Origin of the sequence: Streptomyces sp. NBC_00028 (genome assembly GCF_045041065.1) — a bacterium.
In the GTDB taxonomy this organism is placed as follows: Bacteria; Actinomycetota; Actinomycetes; order Streptomycetales; family Streptomycetaceae; genus Streptomyces.
This window is the reverse complement of record NZ_CP108293.1, coordinates 7,198,163-7,221,419: the sequence shown is the minus strand read 5'-3', so window position 1 is coordinate 7,221,419 and position 23,257 is coordinate 7,198,163. Positions and strand designations below refer to the sequence as shown.

Sequence of the window (23,257 nt, the reverse complement as noted above, 5' to 3'; positions counted from 1 at the left end):
CGCCTAGGCCAGGTGCTTCTGGACCTCGGCCGCGGCCTCGTCGCCGTACGCCTTGGTGAAGCGCTCCATGAAGTGGCCGCGCCGCAGCTGGTACTCCTGCGTGCCCACGGTCTCGATGACGAGGGTGGCCAGCATGCAGCCCACCTGGGCCGCCCGCTCCAGCGAGACGCCCCAGGCCAGACCCGACAGGAACCCGGCGCGGAACGCGTCGCCCACACCGGTCGGGTCGGCCTTGCGCTCCTCCTCGGCGCAGCCGACGACGATCGGCTCCTCGCCGGACTTCTCGATCCGTACGCCCCGCGAGCCGAGCGTGGTGACGCGGTGGCCGACCTTCTCCAGGATCTCGGCGTCCGTCCAGCCGGTCTTGGACTCGATGAGCCCCTTCTCGTACTCGTTGGAGAAGAGGTACGTGGCGCCCTCCAGCAGGACGCGGATCTCGTCGCCGTTCATCCGGGCGATCTGCTGGGAGAAGTCCGCGGCGAAGGGGATGGAGCGGGAGCGGCACTCCTCCGTGTGGCGGAGCATCGCCTCGGGGTCGTCGGCGCCGATGAGGACCAGGTCGAGGCCGCCGACGCGGTCCGAGACGGTCTTGAGCTCGATGAGCCGGGCCTCGCTCATCGCACCGGTGTAGAAGGAGCCGATCTGGTTGTGGTCGGCGTCGGTGGTGCAGACGAAGCGGGCGGTGTGCAGGGTCTCGGAGATACGGACCGAGGCGGTGTCGACGCCGTGGCGGTCCAGCCACGCCCGGTACTCGTCGAAGTCGAAGCCTGCGGCGCCGACCAGGATCGGCTCGGTGCCCAGTTGACCCATGCCGAAGGCGATGTTCGCGCCTACGCCGCCCCGGCGTACGTCAAGGTTGTCGACCAGGAAGGAGAGCGAGACCGTGTGGAGCTGGTCCGCGACGAACTGGTCGGCGAAACGCCCGGGGAAGGTCATGAGGTGGTCGGTGGCGATGGAGCCGGTGACTGCGATGCGCACGGCGTGGACTCTCCTGTGGGGAGAAACTGGATTGACAGTTCACGCTACCTGGTCCGTGCGGGCCTCTGAAGCGGCTAAAACTACCCGATAGTAGATCTTTCTTCGCGGGCTCCGACGTGCCTACGGTGCGGTCATGACGAACCTCAAGGCCCCTGCCCCCGCTCCGGCCGACCTCGACGGCGACCTGGCGTCGCTGCGCGGGGACTGCGCCCGGATGGTCCCGCACTGGGCCGCTCCCGACCGGGTCGCCTCCCGCCCGGTCTCGCCCTCCCTCATCCACGGGGTGACGGTGCCGACGAAGTCCGCCCGCCTGCTGGACGCGATGTCGGACTACGGCGACTGAAACAGGCGCCTTCAGGGGAACCGTGCGCTCCCCCGCTGCGTCCCATCGCTGTCCCCCGTAAAGGGGATGCGGGATACGACCCTCCGCCGGCCGTTTGTCAGGGCCGGGTCAGGGTCTTAGGGACAGTTGCGCGGCCGAAGGAGCGATGCGGTGAACACCGAGCGACCCGACAACGACGACGACGCCGAGGTCGTCGACAGGGACACGGGCGCCGATGAGGCTGCCGAGGAGGCGACGGAACCGGCCGGCGGCGGTACTGCCGAGGAGGCGACCGAGCCGACCGGTGACGGTGCTGCCGAGGAGGCCGGCGAAGAGGCCGACGACCCTCGGGAGCCCGTCGTCGCGGCCGCGGAGGAGCGGGGCGAGGACGAACACTTCGCCCGGCGGCGCACCTCCGCGCTCATCGCCTCCGTCGCGGCCGCCGTGCTGCTGGCCGGCGGCGGTGGGACCTATCTGGCCATCTCCGCCGCCGGAAGCTCGGACGGCGGCGGTACGACGTCCGGGGCGTCCGGCGACGACACTCCCCCGCCGCTGCACCTGGACGGGTACACCGAGGGCGGCGGCACCGGCGGCATCGCGCCCGGGGAACCCAATCCGTACGGCGTGACCTACCAGGCCGCCGGCACGCTCCCGGACGGCCCCGACTCCGCGCCCGTCTACCGGGCCACCGGCGAGGTCACCAAGGACGAGGTGGCCCGGCTGGCCGAGGCCCTCGGGGTGGCCGGGACGCCGGTCCTGGAGGGGAAGGCGTGGAAGGTCGGCGGGCAGGACGACGCCGGGCCGAGTCTCCAGGTGAACCAGCTCGCGCCGGGGACCTGGACCTTCCACCGGTACGCGCCCGGCACCGACGACTGCAAGAGCGGGACGGTGTGTGCGAGCGACCCCGCCGCTCCGGCCGGCGACCCGGTGAGCGCGGCGGCCGCGAAGAAGGCGGCGGCGCCGGTCCTGAAGGCGGTCGGACAGGACACCGCGAAGGTCGACGCGAGCCAGGTCATGGGCGCACAGCGGGTCGTGAACGCCGATCCGGTGGTCGGCGGGCTGCCGACGCACGGCTGGACGACCGGGGTCACCGTCAACGCGCAGGGTGAGGTGGTCGGTGGCAGCGGTCAGTTGAAGGCGCCGGTGAAGAGTGACACGTACCCCGTCGTGGGTGCGCAGAAGGCGCTGGAGCTGATGAACGCGCGGCCCGCGGCCGACCACCGGATGGGGATCGGCGGCTGCGCCAGTCCCGTACCGCTGAAGGACCGCCTTGAGGCGCCCTGCGGGGCGTCGTCCGGCACACCCAGTGCGCCGAAGCAGGACACGATCACCGTCGAGAAGGCCGTGTTCGGTCTCGCCGCGCAGTATGTGGACGCGCGGCAGACGCTGGTGCCGTCGTGGCTGTTCGAGGTGAAGGCGTCGGGGGCGCAGGACTCCTTCACGGTGACCTATCCCGCGGTCGACCCGAAGTACATCGCCTCGGCCACGCCCTCCTCGGAGCCGACCGGTGAGCCGAGCGGTGAGCCGAGCGGTGAGCCGACCGCCCCGCCGAGCCCGCGGCCGACCGGGCCGGGTTCCGATGAGCCGACCGCGGCGCCGGCCACGCGGGACGTGCGGGTGGACGGCTACTCCGCCGACGGCGAGGAGCTGACGGTGAGCTTCACGGGCGGGGTCTGCGCCGACTACAAGGCGGCGGCGGTCGAGGGCTCGGACAAGGTGACCGTCACGGTGACCGAGACGCCGTGGCCCGACAAGGTCTGCGTCATGATCGCCAAGGTCTACCACCAGAGCGTGCGGCTGGACGAGCCGCTGGGTGACCGTGAGGTCGTGGGCTCGGACGGCAAGGCGATCCCGCTGGAGAAGGCGGGCGCCCGGCTGCCGGAGACGTCCGGGGCGCGGTAGAGGCGACCCGGAGCACAGCTGAAGGCGGCGGCCCTGTCGGAGGGGGCCGCCGCCTTCGCGTGTGTTCGGTTCTTCAGCCGGAGCGGCAGGGCTTAGGGCCTGCCCTAGCTGAAGGAGTCGCCGCAGGCGCAGGAGCCCGTCGCGTTGGGGTTGTCGATCGTGAAGCCCTGCTTCTCGATGGTGTCGACGAAGTCGATGGACGCGCCGCCCAGGTACGGGGCGCTCATGCGGTCGGTGACGACCTTGACGCCGTCGAAGTCCTTGACGACGTCGCCGTCGAGGGAACGCTCGTCGAAGAAGAGCTGGTAGCGCAGGCCGGAGCAGCCACCGGGCTGAACGGCGACACGCAGGGCCAGGTCGTCACGGCCTTCCTGGTCGAGCAGGGCCTTGACCTTCGCCGCGGCGGCGTCGGACAGAATGATGCCGTCGGTGACGGTGCTGGTCTCGTCCGATACGGACATCTACATCTCTCCCGGGTTGTACGGAGACTGCTTGCCGACTGGTGCAACCGGCAAGGCCGCGGATTCATTCCGGGCCGGGCGCCGGGTTTCCGGCGTCTTCTTCATGCTCGCACACCTGACAGGCAGCGGAAAATGCCGCATCTGGCAGGCAGTCGAAATTCCGTGGCGGGATTCATGTCACATCGACGCAATGACCATCGTCAAAGTGACGTGAACCGGGTTATGATAGATAACGTCAGTTCGACGAAAAGCACTTCCGCAGAACAGAAAGGGTGTGTGTCGTGACCACCGCCCAGACCCAGGAGCTCGACGTACAGCCGACGCCCCTTGCCCTGCTGCTCCTCGGCCGTGAAGCCGACCCGAAGAGCGAGCGGGGTGTGGAGTGCCCCGGCGATCTGCCCTCGCCGTCCGACCCGGACCTGGTGGAGCGTGCCCGCGCGGCCAAGGAGAAGCTCGGGGACAAGGTCTTCGTCCTCGGCCACCACTACCAGCGCGACGAGGTCATCCAGTTCGCCGATGTCACGGGCGACTCCTTCAAGCTGGCCCGGGACGCCGCCGCGCGCCCGGAGGCCGAGTACATCGTGTTCTGCGGTGTGCACTTCATGGCGGAGTCCGCGGACATCCTGACCGGCGACGACCAGAAGGTGGTCCTCCCCGACCTCGCCGCCGGCTGCTCGATGGCCGACATGGCCACCGCCGAGCAGGTCGCGGAGTGCTGGGACGTGCTGACCGAGGCCGGGATAGCCGAGCAGGTCGTGCCGGTCTCCTACATGAACTCGTCCGCGGACATCAAGGCGTTCACGGGCAAGCACGGCGGCACGATCTGCACCTCCTCGAACGCCAAGCGCGCGCTGGACTGGGCCTTCGAGCAGGGCGAGAAGGTGCTGTTCCTCCCCGACCAGCACCTCGGCCGCAACACCGCTGTCCGGGACATGGGCATGTCCCTGGAGGACTGTGTCCTCTACAACCCGCACAAGCCGAACGGTGGGCTGACGGCCGACGAGCTGCGCGCCGCCAAGATGATCCTGTGGCGCGGCCACTGCTCGGTGCACGGCCGGTTCTCGCTGGACTCCGTCAACGACGTGCGCGAGCGCATCCCGGGTGTCAACGTCCTGGTCCACCCCGAGTGCAAGCACGAGGTCGTGGCCGCGGCGGACCACGTCGGTTCGACGGAGTACATCATCAAGGCGCTGGAGGCGGCCCCGGCCGGTTCCAAGTGGGCCATCGGGACCGAGCTGAACCTCGTCCGCCGGCTCGCGAACCGTTTCGCTCCCGAGGGCAAGGAGATCGTCTTCCTCGACAAGACGGTCTGCTTCTGCTCGACCATGAACCGCATCGACCTCCCCCACCTCGTGTGGACGCTGGAGTCGCTCGCCGAGGGCAAGCTCGTCAACCGCATCGAGGTCGACAAGGAGACCGAGGCGTTCGCGAAGCTGGCGCTGGAGCGGATGCTGGCCCTGCCGTAGACCTCACGTGCTCACCCCGGGGAGGAGCTCTCCCCGGGGTGAGCGGGGTCGAGGCTGAGGACGGTCCCGTCGGGGGTGCTCACGACCAGCGCGCCGCCGTAGAGCAGCACCCCGGACTTGGTGGTGCTCTCCAGCTGGTCGGCGTGGGCGCCCGTCTCCCACAGCGGTGTGCCCTCGCGGCTGTCGAGGGCGGCGACCCGGCCGCTGGTGCTGGCCAGGTAGAGGGTGTGGGAGGCCCCGTCGTACGTGGGCCGACCCGCGCTCTCGACGCCGGTGCGGGTCTGCCACAGCTGTTTGCCGGTCAGCGGGGACACCGCGGCCACCTGGCCGTTGGCCCCCGTGATCCACAGGGTGCCGGCGGCGAGCCGCACCGAGCCGTCGTAGGTGTGCGCCAGCCTGGTCGTGGTGGCGGCGCCGGTGTCCGGGTCGAGCAGCCGGATCTCGTCGAACCTCAGGTCCTCGGGGCGCGCCGGTCCTGGCGTGCTCCCGACCACGAAGGCCAGCCGGCCGTCGACGGTGCCGAGCAGGCCGCTGGCGGGCGGCGTCTTCCAGCGCCGGAGCACCGATCCGTCGGCATGGTCGAGCTCCAGGACCACGGCGTCCTGGGTCTCGTCGTCCGGGAAGCAGTGCGCGTACAGCCGGGAGCCGGCCGTCGTGAACTGGCAGTAGTAGTCGCCGGGCAGCTGTACGGTCCACCGGTCGGCGCCGGTGCGCGGGGAACGGGCCGTGACCAGCCGCCCGCTGGGATCCGGGGTCAGCAGAAGGTCGCCGGACAGGATCTGGTCGAGGTTCTCGCTGCTCAGCGCGCGGGCCCACCGTTGTTCGCCGCTCTCGGTGTCGAGGGCGACGATGCTGACCCGCCCGCTCCCGCCGTCGCCGAAGACCGACCGCTGCACGAGCATCGTGTCGTCCCGCACCCCGAGAAGTTCGAAGATATTGCGCCCCGCGCTCGCGCCCTCGGCGGAGGAGGCGAGCGCGGAGCGCCAGACGGTGGCGCCGGTGCGGCCGTCGAGCCGGATCGGGAGGATGTTGTTGCCCGCGCAGTAGACGGCGTTCTCGTACCGCTCACAGTCGGCGTCGCCCGGGTCCTCGCTGTCCCTGGCCAGTGCGTTGACCTCACCGCGCTGGGCCGGCTCCGCCATCGTCGTCTGCCAGGGCTGCCAGCCGTCGGGCACCGCCGCCCAGCGGGAACCCTCGGAGGAGGCGGAGCTCGCCGCCGGTTCGCCGTCCGCGAATCCCGGCCCGAAGCGCAGGTACCAGCCCGTTCCCAGGACCAGTACGCCCATGGCGCAGACCGCCGCGAGCAGCGGACGCCGGCCAGGACGGCGCCCCGCCCGCGTCGACACGGCCGAGCCGGTCCCGGCGTACGTCTCCTCCCCCGTGCCCAGGTCGGCCAGGCGCAGGGTCGTGGTGTCCGGGTCCATGGGGTCGGGCTCGGGCAGTGCCTCGGCGAACTCCTTGGCCAGAACGTCCAGTTGGGGGCGCTCCGCGGGGTCCTTCACCAGGCAGCGCTCCAGGACCGCGCGCAACGGCGCTGGTACGCCGTCCAGTCCCGGCTGCTCGTGGACGACCCGGAAGGCGGTCAGGTACGGGCTGTCGGCGTCGAAGGGGCCGCGGCCGGTGGCCGAGAAGACCAGGAGCGCGGCGAGCGAGAAGACGTCCGAGGCGGGTCCGACCGTGCGGGCGTCGGTGAACTGTTCCGGGGACATGAAGGGCGGGGTGCCGATCATCTGGCCGGTCTCGGTGAGGGTCTGGTGGTTCTCGGCGGCGCGGGATATGCCGAAGTCGATGACGCGGGGACCGTCCTCGGCCATCAGGACGTTGGCGGGCTTGAGGTCCCGGTGGACGACTCCGGCGCGGTGGATGTCCTGGAGCGCCTCCACCAACCCCAGGGCCAGCCGCCGCAGTTCGCGGCCTCTGAGGGCGCCGTGGTCGCGGATGCGTTCGGCGAGGGAGCTGGCGGGGACGTACTGGGTCGCCATCCAGGGCCGTACCGCCTCCGGGTCGGCGTCGACCACGGGCGCGGTGAAGGCGCCGCTGACCTTGCGGACGGCGTCGATCTCCTGGCGGAAGCGGGCCCGGAAGACCCGGTCCTCCGCGTACTGCGCGTGCACCACCTTGACGGCGACGTCACGGCCCGAGCGGGATCTGCCCCAGTAGACGACGCCCATGCCGCCGGTGCCGAGCCGGTCGACCAGCTTGTATCCGCCGATCGATTTCGGGTCGTCCTTGTGCAGTGGCACGACCGAATGTCCCTTCCCGCGCACGGCAGTTCGAGGCCACAGAATACGCAGGGAAGCAGAGAGGGCGGCCGGTCGCCCGGCCGCCCTCTCACGGGTTCGTCACACTCCCGCGGGTTCCGGCTGCGCCGGTACCTCCGCCTTCTTCTCCCGCTTCAGGGCCCGCTTCTTCGCGCGGCGCTCCTTGCGGAGCTCCAGCATCGTGTAGAGCGTCGGGACCAGGAGCAGGGTCAGCAGTGTCGAGGTGATCAGACCGCCGATCACGACCACGGCCAGCGGCTGGGCGATGAAGCCGCCCTCGCCGGTGACCCCGAGGGCCATCGGCAGCAGGGCGAAGATCGTCGCCAGGGCCGTCATCAGGATCGGGCGGAGCCGGTGCCGGCCGCCCTCGATGACCGCCTCGACCGTCGGATAGCCCTGGCTGCGGTACTGGTTGATGAGGTCGATCAGCACGATCGCGTTCGTCACCACGATGCCGATGAGCATCAGCATGCCGATCATCGCGGGGACGCCCATCGGGGTGCCGGTGAGGATCAGCAGACCGATCGCGCCCGTCGCCGCGAACGGGATGGAGACGAGCAGGATCAGCGGCTGGGCGAGCGAGCGGAACGTCGCCACCAGCAGCATGAACACGATCGCGATCGCCGCGAGCATGGCCAGGCCCAGGTTCTTGAACGCGGAGTCCTGGTCGGAGGTGACACCGCCGATCTCGGCCGTGGCGCCCGCCGGGAGCTTCAGCGCGTCGAGCTCGGACGTGAGGTCCTGGCTCACCGCACCCGTGTTGTCGCCGGTCGGCTTGGCGGTGATCGTGGCGGCGCGCTGACCGTCGATCCGGGTCATCGACACCGGACCGTCCACCAGCCGCACGGTGGCGATGTCACCGAGCTTCACCGGGCCGAGCTTCAGGTTCCGCAGCTCGTCCAGGGTCCGCGCGGGCTTCGCCGACCGGATGACGACGTCCCGCTCGGTGTCGTCGAGGATCGCCTTGGCGGCGGTGGTGCCCTTGACCGCCTGGGCGACGGCCGCGCCGAGCGTCTGGTCGGTGAAACCGGCCGCCGCCGCCTTGGAGTTGGCCTTGACCGAGATACGCGGGACGCTCTCGGCGAGGTTGCTGGTGACGTCGGTGACGTCGTCAAGGCCGGCCACGGTCTTGCGCACTTCCTCGGAGGCCTCGCGCAGGACGTCCGCGTCGGCCGCCTTCACGACGACACTCAGGTCCTGGCTGCCGAAGCCGTCACCGGCCGCGATGGTCGTCGTACCGATGCCGTCGAGCTTCTTCAGACCGGCCTCGATGCGGTCCTGGACGTCGTCGGAGGAGGCCGAGTCGTCCAGCATCACCGAGTAGGAGGCCTGGTTGGTGTCGGTGCCGCCGCCGAAGGCCGCCATGAAGCCGGACGAGCCGACGGTGACCTGGTAGTCCTTGACACCCTCGGTGTCGGCGAGCAGCTGCTCGACCTTCTTCGCCTGCTCGTCGGTCGCGGCCAGGCTGGTGCCGGGCTTCAACTCCTGCTTGACGGTGAGGACTTCCTGCTCGCCCTGGTCGAAGAAGTTCGTCTTCAGCAGCCCGGACATGCCGAACGTGCCGATGAGGATGACGACCGCGATCAGGACGCTGGTGAGACGGCGCCGGGTCGCGAACCGCAGGACGGGGACGTAGAGCCGCTGGAGCCTGCTCCGCGCCTCCTTCTCCTCGGCGAGACGGCGGGCTTCCGCCGCGTCCTCGGGGGTGTTCTTCGGGGCGCGCAGGAACCAGTACGACAGGACCGGGACGACCGTCAGCGAGACGACGAGGGACGCGAGCAGCGCGGCCGTCACGGTCAGGCTGAAGGAGCCGAACAGCTCGCCCACCATGCCGCCGACCAGGCCGATCGGCAGGAACACGGCGACCGTGGTCAGGGTGGAGGAGGTGACCGCGCCGGCGACCTCGCGGACCGCCTTCAGGATGGCGTCCTGGCGTTCCTCGCCGTAGCCGAGATGGCGCTTGATGTTCTCCAGGACCACGATCGAGTCGTCGACGACCCGGCCGATGGCGATGGTCAGCGCGCCCAGCGTCAGCATGTTCAGGGACAGGTCGCGCGTCCACAGCACGATCAGCGCGAGGACCACCGACAGCGGGATGGAGACCGCCGTGACGAGGGTCGAGCGGACGGACGCCAGGAAGACCAGGATGACCAGGACCGCGAAGAGCAGGCCGAGCCCGCCCTCGGTGGTCAGGCCCTTGATGGCCTTGGCGACCGCCGGGCCCTGGTCGGAGACGACGGTGATCTCGGAGCCGCTGCCCAGGTCCTTGCGCAGGGCGGGCAGCTTGTCCTCGACGGCGTCGGAGATGGAGACCGCGCTGCCGTCCTTGTCCATGGTCACCATCACGGCGAGGCTGGGCTTGCCGTCGGTGCGCGTGATGGCGTCGGCGGCGGCCTGCTCCTGCTTCACGGTGGCCACGTCACCGAGGCGTACGGGCTTCTTCCCGGCCTCCCCGGTGACCATCAGGTCCTGGATCTGCCCGACCGAGGTGAAGCCGCCGCCGACCTGGACGGTGCGGTTGGCGCCGTCCTCGTCGAAGGAGCCGGCCGGGACGGTCGCGCCGCCCGCCTGGAGGGCCTGGGCGAGGGCGGCCGAGCTGAGACCGGCCTTGGCGAGCTTCGCGTCGTCCGGGGTGACGGTGACCTGGAGGTCGCGGACGCCGTCCACGGTGACCTGGCCGACGCCGTCGACGGACTTCAGCTCCGGCACGACCGTCTTGTCGAGCTGGTCGGCGAGGGCCTGCTGGTCCTTGTCCGAGGTGACGGCGAGGACGACGGTCGGCATGTCGTCCGTGGAACCGGCGATGACCTGCGGGTCCACCGAGTCCGGGAGCTGGACGCGGGCCCGGTTGACGGCCTGCTGGACATCGGCGACGAGCTGCTTGGTGTCGGGGCCGTAGTCGAAGGACGCCATGATCACGGCGTTGCCCTCACTGGCCGTCGAGGTGACGCCCTCGATGCCGTCGACGGCTTCGAGGCTGTCCTCGATCGGCTCGACGACCTGCTTCTCGACGACGTCCGGGGAGGCGCCCTGGTAGGGGGCGAGCACGGACACCATGGGCAGCTCGATGGAGGGCAGCAGCTGCTGCTTGAGCTGGGGGATCGCGATGGCACCGAAGGCGAGCGCGATGATCGACATCAGGCCTATGAGGGCACGTTGCGCGAGGCTGAATCTCGACAGCCAGGACATGGGTCAGGGATCTCAATTCTGTGAGCGGCAGAAGCGGCCCCTACACCCTGTGTCCTGTGAGGCCGCTGTTTCGTAGCCCCCAGGTCCATTTCCTTATCCAGCGCATACTCCGGTCGCAGTACGCGGGGTGGAGCTCACTCCACCCTCGGACGTACCAGCCCCGACTCGTACGCGATCACCACGAGCTGCGCCCGGTCCCGCGCGCCCAGCTTGGCCATGGCCCGGTTGACATGCGTCTTTACCGTCAACGGGCTGACTTCGAGCCGCTCGGCGATCTCGTCGTTGGAATGCCCACCGGCGACCTGGACCAGGACCTCCCGCTCCCGGACGGTCAGTGCCTCGAGGCGGGCGGTGCGGGTCGGGTCGGCACTCTCGTCGGCGCCGTCGCCCTGGGCGAGGAAGCGGGCGATGAGGCCCTTCGTGGCGGCCGGGGACAGCAGTGCCTCACCGCCGGCCGCGATCCGGATCGCGCTGAGCAGCTCCTCGGGCTCGCTGCCCTTGCCGAGGAAGCCGGAGGCGCCGGCCCGCAGCGACTGCACCACGTAGTCGTCGACCTCGAACGTCGTCAGGATGACCACCCGGACCTGGGCCAGGGAGGGGTCCTCGCTGATCATGCGGGTGGCGGCGAGACCGTCGGTGCCGGGCATCCGGATGTCCATCAGGACGACGTCCGCCCGCTCCTCCTTGGCCAGCCGCACCGCCTCCGCCCCGTCGGACGCCTCCCCCACGACCTCCATGTCGGCCTCGGAGTCGACGAGCACCCGAAAGGCACTGCGCAGCAGCGCCTGGTCGTCGGCGAGCAGGACACGGATGGTCATACGGGGTCCTCTGCGGCAGATGGTGTGGTGCTACGACAACTTCCGTGCGGGGCGCCTGAGTTCCGTATGCCGCTCATACGGTGTCGGCGGCGCCGCGGCCGCGGGTCTTGACCGGCAGGATCGCATGCACCCGGAAGCCGCCGCCGTAACGGGGACCGGTGGTCAGGGTGCCGCGCAGGGCGGTGACGCGCTCGCGCATACCGAGCAGGCCATGGCCGCCGCCGTCCGCGGAGTCCTCGGCGCCGGCGCCGTTGTCGAGGACGGTGATCTCGATGTTCGGTCCCACCCGTACGACGCTGACCTCGGCCTTCGCCGCACCGCCCGCGTGCTTCTGGACGTTGGTGAGGGCTTCCTGGATGACCCGGTAGGCGGCGAGGCCGACGGCTGCGGGCAGGGTGGTGCCGGCGTCGGCGCGGGCGACCTCGACCTGGAGTCCGGCGCTGCGGAAGGTGCCGACCAGTTCGTCGAGGCGGTCGAGGCCGGGGGCGGGCTCGGTGGGCGCCTCGGGGTCGCCGGACTGTCTGAGCAGGCCGACGGTGGCGCGGAGTTCGTTGAGCGCGGAGCGGCTGGCCTCGCGGACGTGGGCGAGGGCCTCCTTGGCCTGGTCGGGCCGCTTGTCCATCACATGGGCGGCCACCCCGGCCTGCACGTTGACGAGGGCGATGTGGTGGGCGACGACGTCGTGCAGATCGCGGGCGATACGGAGCCGCTCCTCGGCGACCCTGCGACGGGCCTCCTCCTCACGGGTGCGCTCCGCCTTCTCGGCGCGGTCCTGGATGGCCTGCACGAAGGCGCGGCGGCTGCGGACGGCGTCGCCCGCGGTGGCGCCGATGCCGGTCCAGGCGAAGATGCCGAGGTTCTCCTGGGCGTACCACGGGAGGGGGCCGCCGAGCATCGCGGCGGCGGTGAGGACGGTCATCGTGAGCAGCCCGACCCGCCAGGTGGTGGGGCGGTCGGTGGCCGAGGCGACGGTGTAGAGGGCGATCACCGCGGACATGGCGACGGGGGCGCGGGGGTCGCCGGTGACGCACTCGACGACGGAGAAGGTGCCGGTGAGGGCGAGCACCGTCATCGGTGCGCGGCGACGGAAGACCAGTGCGGCGGCGCTGAGGCCGATGAGGACGAGGCTGAGCGGGTCCGGGGTGCGGATGCCCCAGGTGACGCCGTCGGGTCCGTGCGGGTCCACGAAGGAGCCGGCGACCATGCAGGCGAGGACGCCGATCGCCAGGGCGGCGTCCAGGGCCATGGGGTGCGCCTTGAACTGGTGGCGGGCTCGGTCGAGGGTGCTCACGTCTGACAAGGTACGGGTACGTCGTGGCGCGCGTCCCTGGGGGCTCTGCCCCCAGACCCCCGGCCTTTGCCCACCCACCACCCGTTCACCGTCGGCTGGAAAGTGACCCTCTACCCCGGGATCAAGCCGTCGTCGCTCAGCATCTCCCGGACCTCCTCCAGCGTCGCGTCCGGCGACGGGAGGATCAGGTCCGAGGGTTCCAGGGAGTCGTCCGGCAAGGGCTCGCCCAGTTCCCTGACCTTGGCCAGGAGGGCGTCGAAGGTGCGGCGGAAGCCGGGACCGTCGCCGTTCTCCATCTCGGCCAACAGGTCGTCGTCCAGCTTGTTCAGCTCGGTGAGGTGGCCGTCGGCCAGCCTCACCTGCCCCTCCCCCATGATCCGTACGATCATGTCGCCCTCCTAGGCGTGGGCCCCGCTGTCCGTCACTGCTTGTCGAAGCGCGGGGTGTCCTGCGGCTGCTGCTGGGACTGCGCCTGGCCGGTGCCGCCCTCGATGGCCTGCTGGGACGAGGAACCTCCGGCCAGCTCCGCCTTCATGCGCTGCAGTTCCAGCTCTACATCCGTACCACCGGAGAGCCGGTCCAGCTCGGCCTGGATGTCGTCCTTGTGCATGCCGGACTGGTCGTCGAGGGCGCCGGAGGCGAGGAGCTCGTCGATCGCGCCGGCGCGGGCCTGGAGCTGGGCCGTCTTGTCCTCGGCCCGCTGAATGGCCATGCCGACGTCACCCATCTCCTCCGAGATGCCGGAGAAGGCCTCGCCGATCCGGGTCTGGGCCTGGGCCGCGGTGTAGGTGGCCTTGATGGTCTCCTTCTTCGTACGGAAGGCGTCGACCTTGGCCTGGAGCCGCTGGGCCGCCAGGGTGAGCTTCTCCTCCTCGCCCTGCAGCGTCGCGTGCTGTGTCTCGAGGTCCGTCACCTGCTGCTGGAGCGCGGCACGGCGGGACAGCGCCTCACGGGCGAGGTCCTCACGGCCGAGCGCGAGCGCCTTGCGGCCCTGGTCCTCCAGCTTCGAGGACTGCGACTGAAGCTGGTTGAGCTGGAGTTCCAGCCGCTTGCGGGACGTGGCCACGTCGGCCACCCCGCGGCGGACCTTCTGGAGCAGCTCCAGCTGCTTCTGATACGAGTAATCGAGGGTCTCGCGCGGGTCCTCGGCCCGGTCAAGGGCCTTGTTCGCCTTCGCGCGGAAGATCATCCCCATACGCTTCATGACACCGCTCATGGGCTTCGCGCGCCCCCTTCTGACGGACTCCAGCTCACAGGTCTGCGACAGAACCCACAGTACGGGCCCTGCATCCATTGACGCACTGTCCGGGGACGGATGCGCTCATCCCCAAGGACGACTGGCCATGGCCTTGCTCCGGCGTGAGGAGTAGGTGACCTTCAGGGTGAGCAGTCGGTCACCGGACGTCCCCTCTGTCCCCCTACATGACGACTGGTGTTGCCGGATCGTTCCCCACCGGGCTGGGGTCCAACCCCGGGCACCCCGTACCCTTGGGTTTTGTGTTCCGTAGCCGTGCCAAGGAAGAGAAGGCCGCGACCGCCGACCAGGCCTCGCTGACCGACTCCAAGCAGCCCCGCGACCCGCAGGCCCCCAAGGGTCGCCCCACGCCCAAGCGCAGTGAGGCCCAGACCCAGCGCCGCAGCGTCGCCAACACGTCGATGACGCGCAAGGACGCCGCCAAGCGCCAGCGCGACGAGCGCCGTGCCGCCATGGAGAAGCAGCGCCAGGCGCTGGCCGGCGGTGACGAGCGGTACCTGCCCGCGCGAGACAAGGGCCCGGTCCGCAAGTTCGCGCGCGACACCATCGACTCGCGGTTCAACGTGGCGGAGTTCTTCCTGCCCATGGCCGTGGTGATCCTCGTGCTGAGCATGGTGCAGGTCGGTGCGCTGCAGAGCATCGCGCTGCTGCTGTGGCTCGTCGTGATCGTGCTGATCGTGCTCGACTCGATCCTCACCGGCTTCCGTCTCAAGAAGCGGCTCGCCGAGCGCTTCCCCGACCAGAACCGGAAGGGCGCGGTGGCCTACGCCCTCATGCGCTCCCTCCAGATGCGCCGGCTCCGGCTGCCCAAGCCGCAGGTCAAGCGCGGAGAGCGGCCCTGAGCACAACGCCGTTCACCGGGGGCGCGGAAGCCTGGCTGAACAAGCTGGGCGGACTGCGGGACGTCGTACGACAGGAGCTGGTGGCCCGGCAGCTCGACGAGCAGATAGCCGGGCGTTTCCCGGTCGGGCAGCGACTGCGGGTGCTCGACGTCGGCATGGGTCAGGGCACCCAGGCGCTGCGCCTGGCCCGGGCCGGGCACCAGGTGACCGGTGTCGAGAAGGACCCGACGATGCTCATGGCCGCCCGCGAGGCGTTGGCCGGCGAGCCGGAGGGCATCCGGGAGCGGGTGCGGCTGGTCCAGAGCGACGGCCGCGACACCGGGGTGCACTTCCTGCCGGGCAGCTTCGACGTGGTGCTCTGCCATGGCGTGCTGATGTACGTCGAGGAGCCGGACGCCCTGCTGGCCGGCCTCGCGCGGATGCTCGCGCCGGGCGGGCTGGTCTCGCTGCTGGTGCGCAACGCCGACGCGCTGGCCATGCGGCCGGGGCTGTCGGGCGACTGGGCGCGCGCTGCCGACTCCTTCGACACCGTCTCGTACACCAACCGCCTCGGACTCGACGTACGCGCCGACCGGCTCGCCGCGCTGACCGCGACGCTCGCCGGGATCGGGGCGCCGCTCCAGGCCTGGTACGGCGTGCGGGTCTTCACGGACACCGCGGCGGACGAGGCGGAGATCCCGGCCGACGTGGAGTCGCTGCTGGCGTGCGAGGAGCGGGCCGGGCGGACGGATCCGTACCGGGCGGTCGCGGCCCTGCTGCACCTGTGCGGTGTACGGGGCTGAAGCGCCCGTTCGGGTGTACACCGCAAGCTGGACATTCACCCTGAAGTGAGACTCGGGGCATGGACGCTTTCCGCCGCCGTGCCCTACGCCTTGTCGCGCCCCTCGCCGGGCTCGCCTGTTCCGTCGCCCTGCTGGCCGGATGTTCCGACTCCGGCTCCTCCGGTTCCTCCGGTGAGCAGCGGGACCCGACCACCCAGGCCGCCGCTCCCGCCGCCGACAGCGATCTCCAGTCCGACTACCAGAGGGTCATCAAGGAGGTCCTGCCGTCGGTCGTGCAGATCCAGGCCTCCAACGACCTGGGCTCCGGGGTGGTCTACGACGACAAGGGACACATCGTCACCAACGCGCATGTCGTCGGCGACGAGAAGACCTTCCAGGTGACCACGGCCAACAGCGAGAACACCCTGTCGGCGAAGCTCGTCTACTCCTACCCGGAGCAGGATCTCGCCGTCATCAAGCTGGACAAGGTGCCGAGCGGACTGAAGGCGGCGACGTTCGCGGACTCCTCGAAGGTCCAGGTGGGCCAGATCGTGCTGGCGATGGGCTCACCGCTCGGACTGTCGTCCAGCGTGACGCAGGGCATCGTCTCGGCGACCGGACGGACCGTCACGGAGGGCCGCAGCGACGGCGGTACGGGCGCGACCATCGGCAACATGGTCCAGACGTCCGCGGCCATCAACCCGGGCAACAGCGGTGGCGCCCTCGTCAATCTCGACGGTCAGGTCATCGGCATCCCGACGCTCGCCGCGACCGACCCCAACTTCGGGAACAGCGCGGCGCCCGGGATCGGGTTCGCCATCCCCGCGTCCATGGTGAAGACGGTCGCCGGCCAGATCGTCGAGAACGGCAAGGTCACCGACTCGGGCCGGGCCGCGCTCGGTATCACCGGCCGCACGGTCGTCGACGACAGCTTCCAGGCCGCGGGCGTGGCCGTCGTCGAGGTGAAGAGCCGCGGGGCCGCGGACAAGGCCGGTCTCGAGGCCGGCGACGTCATCACCAGGCTGGGTGACACCGGCATCACGACGATCACGTCCCTGTCGGAGGCGCTGGCGACGGAGTCGCCGGGCGACAAGGTGAAGGTGACGTACAAGCGGGACGGGGACGAGAAGACGGCGGATGTGACGCTGGGCGAACAGTGAGGACATGAAAAAAAGGGGGGCGGCCTTGGTACGGCCGCCCCGCCTTTCTCCGGTTCTACGCCTCTTCGGCGTGCAGGCTCATCGGGCCGTAGATCTTCGTGCCGTCCTCGAACAGGTGCACCTGATCCGCGCCGCCCTCGGCGAGGTCCTTCCAGAACTCACCGACCCAGGACTCGGCATCCCCCTGCGTGGTGAACTCCTCGGGCTGCACCGCGGGCTGGACCTCCGTCCCGTCGGCCTTCTCGAATCGCCACGTCCATGCCGCCATGTACGCCTCCCAGGTGTGACTAGGGTTCAGAGCCTATTCGGTTGTCTGCGGCTGCGTGGGGGTTGATCGCGCCCCTAGGGGCATGCAGCGCGCGCATGATCAGAAGTTACCGGCGAAAATCAGTTCTGTGGACGTGACTTTGCTTGGCACCGGGGGGCCCTCAGGGCTGCCCCGGCCCTCCTGCCCCTGTGCCTCTTGTGCTGTCGCCCTCGGGGCTGACGCTCGTGCCGCCACCGCGCTGCTCGTCGACGGGGCGCTCATGATCGATCTCACGCCCGGCGTCGCCTTCGCCGCCGCTCGGGCGGGGCATTCGCTGGGCGGTGTACGGCAGGTGCTGTTGTCGCATCCGCACGACGGGCCCGCCGTGGAGGTGCCGGCCGGGCTGCCGCAGCCGGGGCGGGTGCCGGACGGGCGGGAGTTGGCGCTGCTGACGGGGCATCGGGTGCGGGCGGTGGCGATGGACGCGCCGGGCACCGGGTACGCGGTCACCGGCCCTGACGGGCAGCGGTTGCTGTATCTGCCGCCGGGCGGGGCTCCCGCCGGGCTGGAGGACAACGGCAGGGACGTCTACGACATGGTCCTCGCCGATGTCGTGGGGCGGCCGGACGCGCTCGCGAGGCTGCGGGCGGTGGGGGCCGTGGGGCCGACCACCGATGTCGTCGCCGTGCATCTGGACCATGACGTGCCGCCGGCCGGCGAGTTGCGGCGGCGGCTCGCGGCGGCCGGGGCGCGGGCCGTGCCCGACGGGACGACGCTGTCCGTCGGCGCCTACGAGAACGTACCGGACGTGCCGCGGCGGACGTTCGTGCTGGGCGGGGCGCGGTCCGGGAAGTCGGTGGAGGCGGAGCGGCGGCTTGAGGCCTTCCCGGACGTGCTGTACGTGGCCACGGGCGGGACCCGGGGCGGGGACGGCGAGTGGGCGGCGCGGGTCTCCGTGCATCGGGAGCGGCGGCCGGGGTCGTGGCGGACGACCGAGACCTGTGATCTGGTGCCGCTGCTCGCCGACGAGGGGCCGCCGTTGCTGATCGACTGTCTGTCGCTGTGGCTGACGGACGCCATGGACGCCGTCGGGGCGTGGGACGACGCGGAGTGGGCCGGGGGCGGGGAGCGGGCGCTGCGGGAGCGGGTGCGGGAGCTGACGGAGGCGGTGCGGGCGACGCGGCGGACCGTCGTCGCCGTGTCGAACGAGGTGGGGTCGGGGATCGTGCCCGCCACCGCGTCCGGGCGCCGCTACCGGGACGAACTCGGGCGGCTGAACGCGGCGTTCGCCGGGGAGTGCGAGCAGGTGCTGCTGGTCGTGGCGGGGCAGGCGGTCGTCCTACGCGGGTGAGGGGTTGCGGCGGGCGATCACGCGGTTCGTGCTCGACAGACGGTCGAGGCGGTCCAGGGCGGGATGACGGGTGCTGGGGAGGATCGTGCAGTTCCCGGCCTCCAGTGCTGTGTGCAGGGGTTCGACGGCTTCCGGGGTCTCCACCAGGACGTGGCCGCCCGGGCGGAGGAAGGTCAGGACCGCGGCGAGTTCCTCGGTCGGGCGCAGGACGCTGACCACGTCGTAGCGGCCGGTCAGTGCCTTGGTGAGGTGCGGGGACGCCGGGCTGCCGAGGTACGCCTCCTCAACCCGTTCCGCCTCGCGGGCCACCAGTACGGCGGTGGTGGTGTCGAGGCCGTCGAAGGCCGTGTAGGGGAACAACGCCTTGGCCGCGGCCGGGAAGTGGGCATGGCCGGTGCCGATGTCGAGCCAGCTCTCCGGCTCCGGGTTCAGACGCAGCATCGCGCGGGCCGTCGCGCGGTGCCGCCGGCTGCGGTCGAGCTCGGTGAGACGGGCGCGCAGGCGTTTCATGGCGGCTCCCTGAGACGTACGACAATCCGCTGCAAAACGGAACGTAAGGGATCTCGATCTTGGGAGCAACGACGTCAGGGGGGCGTGGTGGCCATGTGGCGCCGTTCTGTTCGATCGGTGCCGGTACTGTTCGGCGAATGAGCTCGCTTATTCTCGACGACTTCTCCGATCTGATCGAGCGCCCCGACGGCGGGGTGCGCCGCGACGCCGAGGCGCGTCGTGAGCGCCAGATCGTGCCGCCCGGGTCGCTGGGCCGCCTGGACGACCTCGGTGAGTGGCTGGCCGCGGCCCAGTCGGCGGTGCCGGTGCGGCCGGTCGAACGGCCGCGGGTGGTTCTCTTCGCCGGTGACCACGGCATCGCCGAGCTCGATGTCTCGGCCCGACCGGCGGGCAGCGCCGGGGAGTTGGTGCGCGAGGTGCTGGCGGGCGGGCGCCCGGTGTCGGTGCTCGCGCGGCGGCTCGGGGTGCCCGTGCGGGTCGTCGACATGGCGCTGGACACCGACCCGCAGACGCTGCCGGAGGATGTCGTACGGCATCGGGTGCGGCGCGGCAGCGGTCGTATCGACGTCGAGGACGCGTTGACCCTGGAGGAGGCGGAGGCCGCGTTCCGGGCCGGGATGACGGTGGCCGACGAGGAGGCCGACTCCGGTACGGATCTGGTGGTGCTCGGCGATGTGAGCGTCGGCGGGACCACTGCGGCGGGCGTGCTCATCGCCGCGCTGTGCGGGACCGACGCCTCGGTGGTGACCGGGCGGGGCGGGCTCGCGATCGACGATCTGACGTGGATGCGCAAGTGCGCGGCGATCCGGGACGCGTTGCGGCGGGCGCGGCCGGTGCTCGGCGATCAGCTTCAGCTCCTCGCGACCGTCGGCGGGGCCGACCTCGCCGCGCTCACCGGGTTCCTGCTCCAGGCCGCGGTGCGCAAGCTGCCGGTGGTACTCGACGGTGTGGTCGTCGCCGCCTGTGCGCTGGTGGGCCAGCGGATCGCCTTCCGGGCGCCGGACTGGTGGCTGGCCGCGCACGACTCCGGGGAGCCGGGGCAGGCGAAGGCGCTGGACCGGATGGCCCTTGAGCCGCTGCTGGACCACGGCGTGCGGGTGGGAGAGGGCGCCGGAGGGCTGCTGGCGCTGCCGTTGGTGCAGGCCGCGGCGGCGTTGGCGGCCGAGCTGCCCGAGAAGCCCGCCGAGGAGCCGGAGCTCGCGGAGGAGCCGGAGAAGGAGGAGGCAGGTCCGGCATAACGGACAAGGGCGCCCATATGATCCCCTCTCATGGGATACGCCCGCTTTGCCGTCTGGTACCTCCGGCTCGTCGCGTTCGTCAACTTCCTCAGTGCGGTGTGGGTGTCCCTGGGGCAGGACGTGCGGCGGCACAACCAGGAGGATCTGTTCACGCCGTATCTGCTCACCGCCGGCTTCGCCTCCGGGGTCTTCACGGCGTTCCTGGCGATCACCATGCGGCGCCGCAAGCGTGCCGCATGGCTGCTCAACCTCGGGCTGAGCGGGGCGTTCCTCGCGCTGTTCGCGTTCGCCATGGTGTTCCCGGAGATCCGGCGGCACCCGCAGAACTGGGTGTCGCTGGCCCTGACCGCCGCCTTCGTGAGCGCCCTGCTGCTCGGCCGGCGGGAGTTCTACGCCAAGGGTGACCGGTCCAACCCGAAGCTGGCGGCGGCCGTCGGCGCGGGCGGACTGCTCGGCTCCTCGCTGCTCGCGGCGCTGCTGGTGACGGTGACCAACGAGCGGCACTCCACCTTCGCCGCCTGCTGGCGCTACGGCACCCTGCGCCTGGTCTCCATCACCGACTTCCGCTCCCCCGGCATCGCCACCCCCAACTGGGTCGACGTCACCGTCAACGGACTCAGCACGGTCCTCCTCCTCGCCGTCCTCTACGCCGCCTTCCGCTCCCGCCGTGCCGTCGACCCGCTCAGCGAGGACGACGAGAAGCGGCTGCGGGAGCTCCTCGACCGGCACGGCGACCGGGACTCACTGGGCTACTTCGCGCTGCGCCGGGAGAAGAGCGTGGTGTGGTCGCCGAGCGGGAAGGCCGCCGTCGCCTATCGCGTCGTAGGAGGGGTGGCGCTGGCCTCCGGGGATCCGCTCGGCGACCCGGAGGCGTGGCCCGGCGCCATCGAGCCGTGGCTCGACCAGGCGCGGGCGCACGGCTGGATCCCGGCCGTGATGGGGGCGAGCGAGGAGGCGGGGACCGTGTACGCGCGGCACGGGCTGGACGCGCTGGAGCTCGGGGACGAGGCGCTCGTGGAGGTCGCCGAGTTCACCCTTGAGGGGCGGGCCATGCGGACCGTACGGCAGGCCCACAACCGGGTGCGGCGGGCCGGGTACACCGTGCGGATCCGGCGGCACGAGGAGATTCCGGCCGCGGAGATGGCCGCGCTGGTCAAGCGGGCCGACGACTGGCGGGACGGGGCCACCGAGCGCGGGTTCAGCATGGCCCTTGGACGGCTCGGGGACGCGCGGGACGGGCGCTGCGTGATGCTCGAATGCACCGACGCCGAGGGCGAGTTGCGCGCGCTGCTGTCCTTCGTCCCGTGGGGGCCGCACGGGCTGTCGCTCGATCTCATGCGGCGGGACCGGGACTGCGACAACGGACTGGTCGAGTTCATGGTGATCGATCTGCTGCGGCGGGCCCGCGAGATCGGGATCACGCAGGTCTCGCTCAACTTCGCGATGTTCAGATCGGTCTTCGAACGTGGTGGACGGCTCGGTGCGGGTCCGGTGCTGCGGCTGTGGAGGTCGCTGCTCAGCTTCTTCTCGCGCTGGTGGCAGATCGAGTCCCTGTACCGCGCCAACGCCAAGTACCGGCCCATCTGGGAGCCGCGGTTCCTGCTCTTCGAGAAGAGCGCGGACCTGCCGCGCATCGGGCTCGCCTCGGCGCGCGCGGAAGGCTTCCTGGAGCTGCCGGGGCCGCCCCGTACGCACCTGGAGACACCGAGATGACGACGCTCGCCCGCTGGGCCCGTGCCGAATGGGGGCCGCTGTACCTCGCCGTGCGCGGCCCGCTGGTGCGCAGGCGGTGGCGGGCGGCTCCGATGACGGTCGGGGCGGTGGGTCTGACGGCGGTGCTGCACATCGTCCACCACCAGTCGTGGGGCTTCCGGTTCGTCGAGGACGTGGGGGCCGTACGGGCCGAGGACCCCCTCTGGCTGGCCCTGCTCCGCACTCCCCTGTCGCTGTTCGTCCCCGCCCTGGACCTTCCCGTCTGGGGCGCCCTCGCCCAGATCCTGCTGGTCTTCGGCATCGCGGAGATCTGTCTGGGCTGGTGGCGCACGCTCGTCATCGCCTACGTCGCCACCCTCGCCGGCACGCTGTACGCGCGCGTGGGCATCTGGCTGGGCCCCGACAGCCCGCTGGGCCTGCCCGCCTCCGACGCCCTGGTCGTCGACACCGGCCCGTCGGCGGCGGTGGTGGGGCTCGCGGTGTTCCTGGGCTGGCGGTACCGGGCGTATGTCACCGCGGGCGTGGTGATCGTCGCGATGGTGGTCGAGGTGCTGCTGAAGGACAACCTCGCGGGCAAGGAGCATCTGGCGGCCATCGCGGCGGTGCTGGTGCTGTGCGCGGTGTCGGCGAGGCGTCACCGGCGGCCGACGTCGATGGCGGGGTCGGGCTTGCCGCCGATCAGGTCCTGAAGGCGGCGGCTGGGTCCCGCCCAACGGCGGTCGTGGTGGTAGGCGCGCAGGATCGACTTGGCGCGGGCCTTCGGGCGGCGCCGGTAGAAGCGGCGGGCCCAGGGTGAGCCGGGGCGGGCCAGGCGGACCAGGCCGATGATGCCGACGAACGGCACGACGACGCTGAAGATGGCCATCCGCGCCTTGCCCTTGAGCAGTACGGCCAGCGCGAAGAGGAAGTTGACCAGCACGGTCGTGATGACACTGCCGCGGTCCTTGAGCTCGCCCTGGCTCATGTCGTTGACCCCGAACGGCGAGAACCCGGACAGCATCAGCCCCACCAGCGCCGCGGTGAGCACGACGACCTCGACGCTCTTCCTCCCCTCCTCCGTCCAGTAGACGTCGTCCAGGTGCAGGATCAGCGCGAACTCGTCCAGCACCAGACCGGCACCCACCCCGAACACCACCGCGAACGCCGCCGACCCGAAGCCGTGCCGCCCGCTCGCGACCGCCCCGAAGCCGCCCAGGACCGTCAGGATGACGCCGGGCACCACGTGGTGGATGTGCACCCCGCCCGAGCTGACGTTGCCGAAGGGTCCCTTGCCCGCGCGGATGAGGCGGGTGATGACCCGGGTGACCAGGAAGGTGACGACGAACGCGGTCAGGGCCAGGAGCAGCGGCAGCTTGCCGGGTTCGACGATGTTGCGGTGCAGCCAGTGGCCCATGCCCCCAGTTTCGGGCCGACGGGGACGGGCTGCCCGGCGGGTGCGGCGACCGGGCTACCGGGCTACCGGGACAGGGGGCGGGCTGCCGGGCAGGGGCGA

21 protein-coding genes are annotated in these 23,257 nt (G+C 71.1%); 10 read left to right on the top strand and 11 right to left on the bottom strand.

All coding sequences use genetic code 11. From position 1 onward, the window contains the following. Positions 1-3 precede the first annotated feature (3 nt). Complete coding sequence (locus tag OG885_RS32495; protein ID WP_405737815.1) at positions 4-978, bottom strand: carbohydrate kinase family protein; 975 nt, start codon at positions 976-978, stop codon at positions 4-6. 133 nt (positions 979-1,111) lie between these two features. Between OG885_RS32495 and OG885_RS32490 the strand changes: the two genes are divergently transcribed. Both OG885_RS32490 and OG885_RS32485 read left to right on the top strand, forming a co-directional pair. After that, entirely contained in the window at positions 1,112-1,321 is a 210-nt protein-coding gene (locus OG885_RS32490; protein ID WP_399965644.1) for a hypothetical protein, read from the top strand. A 150-nt stretch (positions 1,322-1,471) separates the two neighbouring features. Then, complete coding sequence (locus OG885_RS32485) at positions 1,472-3,202, top strand: PT domain-containing protein (protein WP_405737814.1); 1,731 nt, start codon at positions 1,472-1,474, stop codon at positions 3,200-3,202. A gap of 104 nt (positions 3,203-3,306) precedes the next feature. Here the strand turns inward: OG885_RS32485 and OG885_RS32480 are convergent, their stop codons facing one another. Next, entirely contained in the window at positions 3,307-3,663 is a 357-nt protein-coding gene (locus OG885_RS32480) for an iron-sulfur cluster assembly accessory protein (RefSeq protein WP_030794551.1), read from the bottom strand. 281 nt (positions 3,664-3,944) lie between these two features. Here OG885_RS32480 and nadA point away from each other — a divergent pair, with 281 nt between their 5' ends. After that, positions 3,945-5,129: a quinolinate synthase NadA gene (gene nadA / locus OG885_RS32475; protein ID WP_405737813.1), complete on the top strand. Its 1,185-nt coding sequence runs from the start codon at positions 3,945-3,947 to the stop codon at positions 5,127-5,129. Positions 5,130-5,140: 11 nt separating this feature from the next. Here nadA and OG885_RS32470 read toward each other — a convergent pair whose 3' ends face one another. From OG885_RS32470 to OG885_RS32445, 6 genes are all read right to left on the bottom strand, one after another. After that, positions 5,141-7,372, bottom strand: coding sequence for a protein kinase domain-containing protein (locus OG885_RS32470; protein WP_405737812.1), 2,232 nt, complete (start codon positions 7,370-7,372; stop codon positions 5,141-5,143). 99 nt (positions 7,373-7,471) lie between these two features. Continuing rightward, complete coding sequence (locus OG885_RS32465; RefSeq protein WP_405737811.1) at positions 7,472-10,579, bottom strand: efflux RND transporter permease subunit; 3,108 nt, start codon at positions 10,577-10,579, stop codon at positions 7,472-7,474. 134 nt (positions 10,580-10,713) lie between these two features. Continuing rightward, the gene (locus OG885_RS32460; RefSeq protein WP_405737810.1) at positions 10,714-11,397 is read right to left on the bottom strand and encodes a response regulator; all 684 of its coding nucleotides are present in this window, start codon (positions 11,395-11,397) and stop codon (positions 10,714-10,716) included. A gap of 73 nt (positions 11,398-11,470) precedes the next feature. Continuing rightward, positions 11,471-12,688, bottom strand: coding sequence for a sensor histidine kinase (locus OG885_RS32455; RefSeq protein ID WP_405737809.1), 1,218 nt, complete (start codon positions 12,686-12,688; stop codon positions 11,471-11,473). Positions 12,689-12,798: 110 nt separating this feature from the next. Next, the gene (locus OG885_RS32450) at positions 12,799-13,077 is read right to left on the bottom strand and encodes a hypothetical protein (RefSeq protein ID WP_405737808.1); all 279 of its coding nucleotides are present in this window, start codon (positions 13,075-13,077) and stop codon (positions 12,799-12,801) included. Positions 13,078-13,109: 32 nt separating this feature from the next. Next, a complete protein-coding gene (locus tag OG885_RS32445; protein ID WP_399965636.1) occupies positions 13,110-13,904 on the bottom strand; it encodes a PspA/IM30 family protein in 795 nt (264 codons plus the stop codon). 206 nt (positions 13,905-14,110) lie between these two features. Here OG885_RS32445 and OG885_RS32440 point away from each other — a divergent pair, with 206 nt between their 5' ends. The 3 genes from OG885_RS32440 to OG885_RS32430 all read left to right on the top strand — a co-directional run bounded on the left by OG885_RS32440 (position 14,111) and on the right by OG885_RS32430 (position 16,706). Further along, a complete protein-coding gene (locus OG885_RS32440; protein ID WP_399965635.1) occupies positions 14,111-14,785 on the top strand; it encodes a DUF3043 domain-containing protein in 675 nt (224 codons plus the stop codon). Positions 14,786-14,865: 80 nt separating this feature from the next. Then, positions 14,866-15,567, top strand: a complete 702-nt coding sequence (locus OG885_RS32435) for a class I SAM-dependent methyltransferase (RefSeq protein ID WP_405737807.1) — start codon at positions 14,866-14,868, stop codon at positions 15,565-15,567. A 59-nt stretch (positions 15,568-15,626) separates the two neighbouring features. Beyond that, positions 15,627-16,706: a S1C family serine protease gene (locus OG885_RS32430; RefSeq protein ID WP_405737806.1), complete on the top strand. Its 1,080-nt coding sequence runs from the start codon at positions 15,627-15,629 to the stop codon at positions 16,704-16,706. A 55-nt stretch (positions 16,707-16,761) separates the two neighbouring features. Here the strand turns inward: OG885_RS32430 and OG885_RS32425 are convergent, their stop codons facing one another. Continuing rightward, the gene (locus tag OG885_RS32425) at positions 16,762-16,974 is read right to left on the bottom strand and encodes a hypothetical protein (protein WP_329339999.1); all 213 of its coding nucleotides are present in this window, start codon (positions 16,972-16,974) and stop codon (positions 16,762-16,764) included. Positions 16,975-17,101: 127 nt separating this feature from the next. On the opposite strand from OG885_RS32425, the gene OG885_RS32420 reads away from it, so the two are divergent. Continuing rightward, entirely contained in the window at positions 17,102-18,304 is a 1,203-nt protein-coding gene (locus OG885_RS32420) for a bifunctional adenosylcobinamide kinase/adenosylcobinamide-phosphate guanylyltransferase (protein WP_405737805.1), read from the top strand. Here the strand turns inward: OG885_RS32420 and OG885_RS32415 are convergent. Then, entirely contained in the window at positions 18,293-18,814 is a 522-nt protein-coding gene (locus tag OG885_RS32415) for a methyltransferase domain-containing protein (protein ID WP_405737804.1), read from the bottom strand. The genes OG885_RS32420 and OG885_RS32415 overlap by 12 nt on opposite strands. Before the next feature lie 137 nt (positions 18,815-18,951). On the opposite strand from OG885_RS32415, the gene cobT reads away from it, so the two are divergent. The 3 genes from cobT to OG885_RS32400 are packed head-to-tail and all read left to right on the top strand — an operon-like array spanning position 18,952 to position 22,454. Next, positions 18,952-20,052, top strand: coding sequence for a nicotinate-nucleotide--dimethylbenzimidazole phosphoribosyltransferase (gene cobT, locus OG885_RS32410; protein ID WP_405737803.1), 1,101 nt, complete (start codon positions 18,952-18,954; stop codon positions 20,050-20,052). Between the two features lie 30 nt (positions 20,053-20,082). Continuing rightward, positions 20,083-21,765: a phosphatidylglycerol lysyltransferase domain-containing protein gene (locus tag OG885_RS32405; RefSeq protein ID WP_405737802.1), complete on the top strand. Its 1,683-nt coding sequence runs from the start codon at positions 20,083-20,085 to the stop codon at positions 21,763-21,765. Continuing rightward, entirely contained in the window at positions 21,762-22,454 is a 693-nt protein-coding gene (locus tag OG885_RS32400; RefSeq protein WP_405737801.1) for a hypothetical protein, read from the top strand. Before OG885_RS32405 ends, OG885_RS32400 begins: the two co-directional genes overlap by 4 nt. Here the strand turns inward: OG885_RS32400 and OG885_RS32395 are convergent. Then, positions 22,400-23,158 (bottom strand): hypothetical protein, encoded by a 759-nt coding sequence (locus OG885_RS32395; RefSeq protein ID WP_399965625.1) that lies wholly within the window; start codon positions 23,156-23,158, stop codon positions 22,400-22,402. The two genes, OG885_RS32400 and OG885_RS32395, sit on opposite strands and share 55 nt — an antisense overlap. Positions 23,159-23,257: the final 99 nt, after the last annotated feature.